Annotated in this window: 9 protein-coding genes and 5 tRNA genes; 1 reads left to right on the top strand and 13 read right to left on the bottom strand. The window is 40.9% G+C overall.

Annotation, left to right across the window (positions count from 1 at the left end; genetic code table 11):
- Positions 1-138 precede the first annotated feature (138 nt).
- The 6 genes from glmS to sigW form a co-directional block, all read right to left on the bottom strand.
- Positions 139-1,944: a glutamine--fructose-6-phosphate transaminase (isomerizing) gene (gene glmS, locus LRP81_RS20320; RefSeq protein WP_230504576.1), complete on the bottom strand. Its 1,806-nt coding sequence runs from the start codon at positions 1,942-1,944 to the stop codon at positions 139-141.
- 567 nt (positions 1,945-2,511) lie between these two features.
- On the bottom strand, positions 2,512-3,858 hold the full coding sequence (gene glmM / locus LRP81_RS20325) for a phosphoglucosamine mutase (protein ID WP_230504577.1): 1,347 nt from the start codon (positions 3,856-3,858) through the stop codon (positions 2,512-2,514).
- A gap of 18 nt (positions 3,859-3,876) precedes the next feature.
- Entirely contained in the window at positions 3,877-5,127 is a 1,251-nt protein-coding gene (locus LRP81_RS20330) for a CdaR family protein (protein ID WP_230504579.1), read from the bottom strand.
- Positions 5,120-5,941, bottom strand: a complete 822-nt coding sequence (gene cdaA, locus LRP81_RS20335; RefSeq protein WP_230504591.1) for a diadenylate cyclase CdaA — start codon at positions 5,939-5,941, stop codon at positions 5,120-5,122. The genes LRP81_RS20330 and cdaA overlap by 8 nt, the downstream gene beginning before the upstream one ends.
- A 296-nt stretch (positions 5,942-6,237) precedes the next feature.
- Entirely contained in the window at positions 6,238-6,852 is a 615-nt protein-coding gene (locus LRP81_RS20340) for an anti-sigma factor family protein (RefSeq protein WP_230504581.1), read from the bottom strand.
- Between the two features lie 20 nt (positions 6,853-6,872).
- Positions 6,873-7,436: an RNA polymerase sigma factor SigW gene (gene sigW / locus LRP81_RS20345; RefSeq protein WP_230504583.1), complete on the bottom strand. Its 564-nt coding sequence runs from the start codon at positions 7,434-7,436 to the stop codon at positions 6,873-6,875.
- A 200-nt stretch (positions 7,437-7,636) separates the two neighbouring features.
- Between sigW and LRP81_RS20350 the strand changes: the two genes are divergently transcribed.
- A complete protein-coding gene (locus tag LRP81_RS20350) occupies positions 7,637-7,816 on the top strand; it encodes an aspartyl-phosphate phosphatase Spo0E family protein (RefSeq protein WP_230504585.1) in 180 nt (59 codons plus the stop codon).
- A gap of 27 nt (positions 7,817-7,843) precedes the next feature.
- Here LRP81_RS20350 and rocF read toward each other — a convergent pair whose 3' ends face one another.
- The 7 genes from rocF to LRP81_RS20385 form a co-directional block, all read right to left on the bottom strand.
- A complete protein-coding gene (gene rocF / locus LRP81_RS20355; protein WP_230504587.1) occupies positions 7,844-8,746 on the bottom strand; it encodes an arginase in 903 nt (300 codons plus the stop codon).
- A gap of 256 nt (positions 8,747-9,002) precedes the next feature.
- Positions 9,003-9,545, bottom strand: a complete 543-nt coding sequence (locus LRP81_RS20360; RefSeq protein WP_230504589.1) for a hypothetical protein — start codon at positions 9,543-9,545, stop codon at positions 9,003-9,005.
- A gap of 348 nt (positions 9,546-9,893) precedes the next feature.
- Positions 9,894-9,966 (bottom strand) — tRNA-Ala (locus LRP81_RS20365).
- 19 nt (positions 9,967-9,985) lie between these two features.
- A tRNA-Lys gene (locus LRP81_RS20370) sits at positions 9,986-10,061 on the bottom strand.
- A 1-nt stretch (position 10,062) separates the two neighbouring features.
- Positions 10,063-10,137, bottom strand: a tRNA-Gln gene (locus tag LRP81_RS20375).
- 259 nt (positions 10,138-10,396) lie between these two features.
- Positions 10,397-10,480 (bottom strand) — tRNA-Tyr (locus LRP81_RS20380).
- Positions 10,481-10,519: 39 nt separating this feature from the next.
- Positions 10,520-10,595 (bottom strand) — tRNA-Val (locus tag LRP81_RS20385).
- Positions 10,596-10,650 lie beyond the last annotated feature (55 nt).

A 10,650-nucleotide genomic window follows, 5' to 3' on the forward strand; every position in this document is an offset into this window, starting at 1 on the left:
TTAGATAATCATATCCAAAGGGGCAAAGCTTCGCAACTTTTTTATAAACGTCGCGACTTTATTTTAAACATCGCATCTTTTTTATAAACATCGCGACTTTATTTTAAATCTACAGGTGTAACAGTTTAACTTTTTTTATTATTCCACCGTAACGCTCTTCGCTAAGTTACGCGGCTTATCAACATCACAATCTCTGTGCAATGCTGCGTAGTAAGAAATCAGCTGCAATGGAATGACGGAAACAAGTGGAGATAGTAGTTCGTTTACGGTTGGTACAACGAAACTGTCTTCTTCTGTTTCAAGTCCTTTCATGGAGATGATGCATGGGTTTGCTCCACGTGCTACTACTTCTTTGACGTTACCGCGGATGCTTAGGTCCACTTGTTCTTGTGTGGAGATGGCGATCACTGGTGTACCGTCTTCGATTAGTGCGATTGTTCCGTGCTTAAGTTCTCCTCCAGCGAATCCTTCTGCTTGGATGTAGGAGATTTCTTTTAGTTTTAGGGCGCCTTCTAGACCTACGTAGTAGTCCATTGTACGGCCGATAAAGAAGCAGTTTCTTGTTGTAGACAAGAATTTGCGTGCAATGTCTTCTAGTTCTTCTTTTGCATTACATAGTACTTCCATTGCGTTTGCTACGATTCCAAGGTCTTGGACAAGGTCGAATTCAAGCGTGTGACCTTTTGCTTCAGCAAGAACAGCTGCTAGAATGGATAGTACGCCAAGCTGTGCTGTGTATGCTTTTGTGGAAGCTACAGCGATTTCTGGTCCAGCGTGAAGGAGTAATGTGTAATCCGCTTCACGGGAAAGCGTGGAGCCTTGTACGTTTGTAACCGTTAGTGCTGGGTGTCCTAGTTCTTTTACTTGAACAAGTACCGCACGGCTATCCGCTGTTTCTCCACTTTGAGAAATGAAGATGAATAACGGTTTCTCAGAAAGAATAGGCATGTTGTAGTTGAATTCACTTGCAACATGAACCTCTACTGGCACTTTCGCAAGCTTTTCGATCATTTGAGCGCCAACAAGTCCTGCGTGGTAGCTTGTTCCTGCCGCTACGATGTATAGGCGGTCAGCTTGTTTTACAGCGTTGATGATGTCTTCATCAATAACTAGTTCGCCGTTTTCGTTTTGGTATTTTTGGATGAGCTTACGAATGACTAATGGTTGCTCATCAATTTCTTTTAGCATGTAATGCGGGTATGTGCCTTTTTCAATGTCACTTGCATCAAGTTCAGCTGTGTATGGTGCGCGTTCTACGATTTCACCGTTTAGCTTTTTGATGGTGACGGATTCTTTTCTTACGATGACCATTTCTTTGTCCATTAGCTCGACGAATTGATCTGTTACTTGGATCATCGCCATTGCGTCACTTGCTACAACGTTGAAATCTCCTTTGCCTTCACCAACAAGCAGTGGGCTTTTGTTTTTTCCAACATAGATCGTTTCTGGATCTTCGTTATCTAACAATGCAATTGCGTAAGATCCTTTTAGGATAGCAAGGGTATTGCGTAAAGCTTCTTCAACGTGTTGTCCTTCGTTCGCAAATTTCTCAATGATTTGCACGACAACTTCTGTATCTGTTTCACTTACAAGCTCAACACCATGAAGGTATTCGCGTTTTAAAATAGCATAGTTCTCGATAACACCGTTATGAACAAGTGTAAAGCGGCCAGATGTACTTTGGTGTGGATGCGCATTTACTTGGCTAGGTACGCCGTGAGTTGCCCAACGAGTGTGACCGATTCCAACTGTTGCAGCGACATCATTGTCCACTACACCGCGAAGGTCAGCAATACGACCTTTTTCTTTGAAAACGTGCACGCCATTTTCGTTCATCACTGCGATACCAGCTGAGTCATAGCCACGGTATTCAAGCTTTTCTAGACCTTTTAAAAGAATTTCCTTTGTATCTTGTGTTCCAATATAACCTACGATTCCGCACATAATTAATTTATCCTCCCAAAAATAGCAGGGACAAGTAAGCACACCTTAACAGGGGACTTTTTGCCCCCACATTACGTTTATATATTTTTCCCTCATAGTATCAGTGTTTGTACATAAAGTTGCCTTTATGCTTTTTCCTGACACTCTAACGATTGTGAGTGGTCAACCGGGAGGCATCCGCCGATGAATCGATAAAACCTCCTCCTCGTCAACTAAGCTTTGTATACCCGTTCGTCGCTTAGTCCAGGCGCTTTATGAAAAATATTCGTTCCTACGCTCCTTTCCATTCTTGAATCACAAATAATATCTTACCTTCCATCGCAAGATTCGTCAATTTATTTATGTGATATTTCCCAAATTATTCAAAAAGAAAGTTCACATTTAGTGGAGATTGTTGAATGTTGTCGAATGGCAAATATATTGCCGAAAGTGGCAAATAAAATCCATACTTGCCATATATACCACCTTAAGTGGAAAATAAAACCCCACTAACCCCTCCACATAATAAAAAGATATGCACACACCGCTCATCCCGTGCGGTGCAGGCATACCTTTTCTGTTCTTTAGTTATTCTGTGCCCATTTCTTCGCGGACAACGGCTACGATTTTTTCCACGTATTCTTTGCAAAGCTCTTGGGTTGGTGCTTCTGCCATAACACGTACAAGTGGTTCGGTACCAGATGGACGAACGAGGATGCGACCATTTCCGTTCATTTCTGCTTCTACTTCTTCCATAACAGCTTTCACCTTTTCATTTTCTGTTACTCGGTGCTTGTCTGTTACTCTGACGTTGATAAGAAGCTGAGGGAACTTTTGCATTTCGGCTGCAAGCTCAGATAGGCTCTTTTTCGTAAGCTTCATTATGTTAACGAGCTGAAGACCTGTTAGCATCCCGTCACCTGTAGTGTTGTAGTCTAGGAAAATAATATGCCCGGACTGTTCACCGCCAAGTAAGTAGTTTCCGTTTTTCATTTCTTCCACAACATAACGGTCACCTACTGCTGTTTGTTTTGTTTCGACGTTATTTGCTTCAAGTGCTTTGTAAAAGCCTAGATTACTCATAACCGTTGAGACGACTGTGTTGTGGCGCAGTCTGCCATGTTCACTTAAATATTTTGCACAGATGAACATGATTTGATCACCATCAACGATTTGACCCTTTTCGTCAACTGCGATAATGCGGTCTCCATCTCCATCAAATGCTAGACCAATATCGGCACCTTTTTCTAACACAAACTCTGCAAGAGCTTCAGGATGTGTAGATCCCACACCGTCATTAATGTTCAATCCATTCGGGGAAGAGCCCATTGTGGAGATGTCTGCCTCCAAATCCGCAAAAAGATGGGTCGCATGGGATGACGTTGCGCCATGTGCACAGTCAAGGGCAATATGTATGCCTGAAAAGTCTTCATCCACTGTTTGTTTCAGGAATTGCAGATATTTTTGTCCACCTTCAAAGTAATCACTAACTTGACCAAGATCGGCACCGACTGGGCGAGGCAGTGTATCAGTCGCTTCATCCATGAGCGCTTCAATTTCCGCTTCCTGTTCATCGGATAGTTTAAAGCCGTCCGGACCAAAGAACTTAATTCCATTGTCTGCTACTGGATTATGGGATGCTGATATCATGACTCCAGCTTGAGCACCCAATGCTTTTGTTAAATACGAAACACCAGGAGTTGAAATAACCCCTAATCGCATAACTTCCGCACCGATGGAGAGTAGACCCGCAACAAGAGCACCTTCCAGCATATGGCCGGAAATACGGGTGTCACGGCCGATTAACACTTTAGGGCGATTCTGATCTTTTGTCAGAACATAGCCCCCCATTCGTCCAACTCTAAATGCTAATTCAGGTGATAACTCTGAATTTGCTACTCCGCGTACTCCATCCGTTCCAAAATATTTACCCATCGTAAAATCTCTCCTTTACTACTCGTTAGTTTCTATTAACCTTATCTTTACATTTCGTCTTGGTAAATCCCACGAAACATTTTGCGGTCCATTTATTTCTAGGGGGACATCATGCTCCCCTGCATTGAGGTCTGTTACATTGATGTACATTTCCATGTCATCACTGTTCAAGTTCTCTAAAATACCTGGCGCTCCAAGTACGGTTAAATCCATCAACCCGCTCTCCGGATCAAGAAATTCAATTTCCATGTCATCTGGTAAGCCAATTTCTTTTATGGGAACATTCGTAAACGTTTTTTGTTCTTCTTTTTCTACTTCGACATTTATCTTGATTTTCTCCGGTACGACCCGTTTTACACCATCAGGGAGCGGAACATCTACTTCAATGGTCGTGCTCTCCGTAATTTTAGTAAGATCTATATCTATATTATCAATAAACTCCAGGTCATCTAATATACCCTTTGGTCCATAAACTGTTACTTCAGTTGGATTTGCTTCCACTTTTGTAATACTTAAATTCTCCTGTAAGGACCCTTTTCGATTAATACGCAGTGGCACGTTTTTATTTGGACTCGTAATTGGAACGCTCACTTCCACTACCGCAGGGTCTACTTCCACATTAAGAGGATTTCCTTCCATATCGTACACAGTAACTCGTGATTGTTGTTCAATGGATTCGTTCGCATCCTTTAGATCCACACGTGCTTTCACAAGTGCAATGTTTTCAATTAACTCACGGGATCCTGTTACTTTTACAATGTTTGGCCTCACAATTGGTTGTTCCGCCTGATAGCCTTCTTCCATTTGATCTCTATTGATAAAATCAACATCCACTGGAAAATCCATTGTTATCCGCTCATGGATAGTAACCGTTGCAACTCCCGGTTCTATTACAACGGTGAGTCTATCTGATAAATTTCTGTATTGCAGAGGTACTTGGTGGGTACCTACTTCTAATCCAGACAGGTCTGCGAATACTTCAAAGTCTCTTTGCAATGCAGCAGGTTTGACAGAGGCTGTTGGCCCTTCTAGCGTGACTGCCACACTTTGTGGTACACCAGAGACAACATAGCTCTCCCTATCATAAATAGCCTCTACAGGAACATCTGTCACTGTTTCTACATCTGCAGAGCCAGAAAACGGTGGAGCAGTCACATTTTCACGCTGTTGTGGGGAAGTGTTTTCTATATTAACGGACATATAAAGCATAAATGCCATCAGTAAAGCAATGGCTTTCATCACCCAATGATTATTAATAAATTTATCCATCTTTTTTCCCCCTCCATTGCCAGCGAGTCGAAGATGTTGTTCTTGAGCTACTTTCCATCTCTTTTATCAACAAATCACTGAATATATCAGGTTCCAAATCACGATGCAATTCTCCATTCTTCGTGACAGAGATACTTCCAGTCTCCTCTGACACAATGATGGTAATACTATCTGTTACTTCACTAATCCCTAATGCAGCACGGTGCCTCGTCCCTAGCTCCTTTGAAATAAAAGGACTCTCGGACAGTGGCAAATAACAAGCTGCTGCCGCTACTTGACTTTTTTGTAAAATAACCGCTCCATCATGAAGTGGTGTATTCGGTATGAAAATATTAATTAACAGCTCAGATGATACCTTGGCATGTAACGGAATACCCGTTTCTATGTAATCACCCATCCCTGTTTCTCTTTCAATCGAGATAAGCGCACCAATCCGGCGTTTTGCCATGTATTGGACGGATTTCACCACCGCCTCAACCATTTTGGCATGCTCCTCTTCATCATCCACTCCACTTCTTGAGAACAGTTTCCCACGGCCCAATTGCTCTAAGGCGCGGCGAAGCTCAGGCTGAAAGATGATTATTATCGCTAGGAATCCCCATGTCAAAGCCTGGTCCATTAGCCATTGTAGCGTACTAAAGCCAAGGAAATTACTAATAATCCTTACAACTACTATAACTGTAATCCCTTTTAACAGCTGGACCGCCTTTGTACCGCGGATGACCATGATAAGCTTATAGATAACAAACCATACCAATAAAATATCTATAATATTTGCTAAATAACTCAAATATGGCATATCTCCAAAAGGTATTTCAAAAGGCATCCTCACACTTCCTTTAAAGTACAAGATTTATCTATCTAGTACGAGAAACCCGTAACTATGACATTATACCATAAAATATATGCTAATGCGGTTAGCAACCACTTCCGTAGCTCACCTAAGAAAAGCGCAATGTTTCAGCTGTGAGTCTAGCTGCTAGCCGCGAACTATTAACAACTTTCCTCAAGAGGTTCCGCAAACGTTACCTCAAGTTTGATAGCCATAACGGTAGAGTTAGTTTCCCCTGTTACACACAAAAAGATGCCTGACAGTGTCGGGCATCCCTTTTAATCATTAAAAATATTGATTGCACTTTTAAAGCCGTCTTTTATCGTAAACCAAATCCATTCAAATAATTGATCTATTTCCTCTATTTCACCTGTCACTGTGCCTGCAGACGCTAAATATTGCTCTCCGTTAATGACGGTCACATTTCCTCGTACTTCTCCTTCGATCCGAAGGTTGCCGTTTTTAACGACGATATCCCCATCTACCACTTTACCTTCTGGGACAATCACCGTATCATTTTCCACAACTAAGTTAGGTTGATTGGTAAAGGCAAATTTCTCTTCTTGCCAGCCTCCAAACAAACTTGCACCCATCAGGAAAAAGAATATTGCTGCTGCAACCATGACAGGATGAGTTCGCATCCAGCGATTCCAACCGATTGTCTTTTTCTCTTTTGGTAAACTATTCATTACTCTTTGAGTGAAGTCATTTGGTGCCGATATATGAGAGGTACTTTGGACAAGTGCCATCGCCTTTTCTAAATCATGAAATTGCTGATAGCAATCTTTACATTCATGGAGATGTTGCTTAAACTCCTGTTCTTGCTCTTTGTCCAAATCCCCATCTAAATACTCATGCATATAGTGGACGATATGTTCCGGACAATTTTTCATTTTTACTTACACCTCCAGAATTAAACATGGCGCAATTGCTGCCTTAGAGCTTCCCGTCCCCGATGAATTCGAGTTTTAACAGTCCCGACAGGAATTTCTAATATTTCGCTGATTTCTAACAAGGATAACTCATCAATATACTTCAAGACAATGACAGATCGGTACTTGTCTGGAAGCTTGAGAATCTGCCTTTGGATTTCTCCTTGCAGCTCCATACTTTCCACTTCTTCTTCCGGCAAAGCAACATCTGCTGCGACCTGTGAATACATGGTTAAGCCCTCTGTTCCTGCAACTTCAGCATCTAAATAATAGTCCGGTTTCTTTTTACGAATACGATCAATCGTTAAATTGGTAGCGATGCGATATAGCCATGTAGAGAATTTTCGTTTGACATCGAAACTGTTGATATTAATATACGCCCGGATAAACGCTTCCTGTGCAATATCTTCCGCCTCATGTGCATTTCCTATCATCCTAAAGACGAGTTGAAATATTTTATCCTTATACAACTCTACAATCTCCGCAAATGCATCTTGATCGCCTTTTTTAATTTGTTTGATTCTTTTTCTGATTAGCTCTTCCATTCCGTTCCCCCGTTGTTTGGCGGTCGACTTGTATTACGTGTCATCGCCTCTAAAGGTTTCATTTTCTATATAAAAATTAATTTACGCTTTATTTATAATTTTATTTTAACAAAAATTTACTGCATATGGTTTAGAAAAGCTTAAAAGAGGGTAAAAATTACAAAAATTAGTTCTTATGACGAAAAAAGGGGTGTTTTATATTGGGCATCCACCTTCCAACTAATTTGCAAGAAGCCATCGAGAGAAAGAGAGAAGAAATGATTAGGCTATCAACAGCCTACCATTTACAATCAAAAGAAGTAATAGAAGCAAGTACAAAGCTTGATTCGTTAATAAACCAATATCAAAAATCAAAAAGAAAATCAGCACCCTCTCCTTAGTGTGGTTGCTGATTTCTACATATATGCTTAAAGGAGCTTTTCACCAAATAACGACCCCATAAGTGCGACAGCCACTGTAGCTGTTTTATTCCGTTCATCTAATATCGGATTCACTTCCACAAATTCTGCTGAAGTTAAGATATTTGCCTCTTCTAGCATCTCCATTGCTAAATGGCTTTCTCGATAAGAAATACCCCCTAGCACAGGTGTGCCAACTCCGGGCGCATCATGTGGATCCAGTCCATCCAAATCCAAGGATAAATGAACACCATCCGTTCCCTTTTCCTTCAAATAAGAAATTGCTTCTTCCATGACAGTTGCCATTCCCATTCGATCAATCTCATGCATCGTGAAAACTTTAATACCTTTTTCCTTAATCACTTCTTTTTCTCCATCATCCAAAGACCGTGCCCCAATTATGACAATATTCTCTGGCTTAATCTTGTTTTGATAGCCACCAATACTTGTTAATACTGGATTACCTAATCCTAAGCTAACCGCAAGTGGCATCCCATGAATATTTCCAGATGGAGATGTTTCCCCAGTATTTAAATCGCCGTGTGCATCGTACCAGATGACTCCCATATTTGAATAGTGCTTAGCTAACCCAGCAATTGTCCCGATGGCAATACTGTGATCTCCCCCAAGTACGAGCGGAAAATCACCATTCCTTACGACCTTATCTACTTTTGTCGCAAGTGTTTCACTTGCCTCTGCAACCGCTTTCAAATTTTTCAAATTACTTTCAGGAGAAGTATCTTTTTCTCTACTCCCAATTTCAATGTCCCCTAAATCTTCAATATTGTAATTCAGGTCTTCTAGCCTTTCCACCACACCGGCATATCGAATGGCACTTGGGCCCATATCCACCCCACGACGAGTCTGACCCAAGTCCATCGGAACTCCAATAATACTTATATTCTTCTTCATGAAGGTGTACCCCCTTTTGTTATCTACATCTATTGTATAAGGAAAACAATAGATGACTCAACTCGACAAGGTTTTGAATATATATGCAGTTTAGAATTGTGGGATAACTCAAACTGAAGAACTCCATGATTGTAGTTTGCTCATTACCAGCAGTTTAGTTACAGAAGAAAACGAAATATACTAACTAAATCACGTAGTATACTCGTAAGAAGAACTCCAACAAAAAAAAGATGGCAGAACCTCCATCTTTTTTACCCTACTCTTCTATTTCTACATCTACATTATATTCATCCGTAACCTCTGTGAATAACACTTCGTGCTCATCAAATATGACGCCATATTCGTCGTAAAGCAAGTCGGCTTCTTCCAGCAAGCTTTCATCCTCATTGTAAAACCCGTCGGCGTAGGTCGAATAGGCTTCTAAAAGTTTTTTATTAGCCTCAATCAACTTATCATGAGAAGGTTGCAACGGCTCAAAAGTAACGACAATCGACTCAGTATCTTTCACCAGTTTTTCAAGGGCGGGAATCGTTGTCTTTACTAAAAATGCGTGAGCCTGTTCCATATCTTCTGCACCAAACACAAATTCATCAGCTTCTATCTCTGTAGCGACACCAGATTCAATAACTGGATTACTAACTTCTAGATAGGCAAGAATTCCTTCTTCCGCCTCGGCCTGTTCACTTATTTTATTTACAATGTCACTACATGCGGTCAACACACTTCCAACCACCAACAAGCTTACTAATAGTAGCGACCTTCTTAATATTTTCATATGTTCCATCTCCTTCCTATCCATCTTAGCAGGGATTGTTCAGTAGGGATAGACTTTTTCTTTTCTAATAAACAAAAAAAGTCTCTATGGTGAGAGCCTTTCTTGCCAAAGTAACTTATTCATTCGTTAGACTTTGGAACGAGGTATACAAGTAATGCTTAAAGCAGGTAAAGTGAGCCTTATTAATAAAAAAATGATACTAACCTCTCTGCATAATTGTTGGAATCAAATCTTTCCTTTGGTGATAATGCCGCATAGTAATTGTAGGGTTATTCTTCAAATAATCCTGCATGATACTAATGTTGGTGATATTCTTCTTAAATAACAAAAAAAGTCACAAACTGTTAGGTTTGTGACTTTTCTACTTATTTATGGAGCCTAGCGGGATCGAACCGCTGACCTCCTGCGTGCAAAGCAGGCGCTCTCCCAGCTGAGCTAAGGCCCCTTAAACTGAATTATAAAAATGGTGTGCCATGAAGGACTCGAACCTTCGACCCTCTGATTAAAAGTCAGATGCTCTACCGACTGAGCTAATGGCACATGGCTGGGCTAGCTGGATTCGAACCAACGCATGTCGCAGTCAAAGTGCGATGCCTTACCGCTTGGCTATAGCCCACTGATTAATCATCATGAATTATCTTCCCTGAATATGCTACATGCAAAAACACCGCAGATATTATGTTGATTATTTCTGAAGGAAATAAGCGAAATAATATCGACTCCAAAATTATGTACCATCACATTTTTAAAGCCACTCTATGTATTACATTCCCAAATTTCAAAGAAAACTAACTTCACTTATTATCTCTTCTTAATCGAGAGATTATACTTTTACTTCAAACAAAAACTTCGGAATTTACATTTCGAAGTTAAAATGGTGGAGGGGGGCAGATTCGAACTGCCGAACCCGAAGGAGCGGATTTACAGTCCGCCGCGTTTAGCCACTTCGCTACCCCTCCAAGGGAGTATAATAATATTTTCACTTTTATGAAAAAATATGGTGGAGGATGACGGGATCGAACCGCCGACCCCCTGCTTGTAAGGCAGGTGCTCTCCCAGCTGAGCTAATCCTCCTATGTAATAGATATTTATTATTGCTTTCGGAAAAAAACTTTGGTGACCCATACGG

The organism is Sutcliffiella rhizosphaerae, from assembly GCF_917563925.1.
GTDB lineage: Bacteria > Bacillota > Bacilli > Bacillales > Bacillaceae_I > Sutcliffiella_A > Sutcliffiella_A rhizosphaerae.

What these genes read in the sequence shown, in the direction of transcription:
- glmS (WP_230504576.1), bottom strand. Translation starts at nt 1,944, where the DNA reads ATGTGCGGAATCGTAGGTTATATTGGAACACAAGATACAAAGGAAATT.
- glmM (WP_230504577.1), bottom strand. Translation starts at nt 3,858, where the DNA reads ATGGGTAAATATTTTGGAACGGATGGAGTACGCGGAGTAGCAAATTCA.
- LRP81_RS20330 (WP_230504579.1), bottom strand. Translation starts at nt 5,127, where the DNA reads ATGGATAAATTTATTAATAATCATTGGGTGATGAAAGCCATTGCTTTA.
- LRP81_RS20340 (WP_230504581.1), bottom strand. Translation starts at nt 6,852, where the DNA reads ATGAAAAATTGTCCGGAACATATCGTCCACTATATGCATGAGTATTTA.
- sigW (WP_230504583.1), bottom strand. Translation starts at nt 7,436, where the DNA reads ATGGAAGAGCTAATCAGAAAAAGAATCAAACAAATTAAAAAAGGCGAT.
- rocF (WP_230504587.1), bottom strand. Translation starts at nt 8,746, where the DNA reads ATGAAGAAGAATATAAGTATTATTGGAGTTCCGATGGACTTGGGTCAG.
- LRP81_RS20360 (WP_230504589.1), bottom strand. Translation starts at nt 9,545, where the DNA reads ATGGATAGGAAGGAGATGGAACATATGAAAATATTAAGAAGGTCGCTA.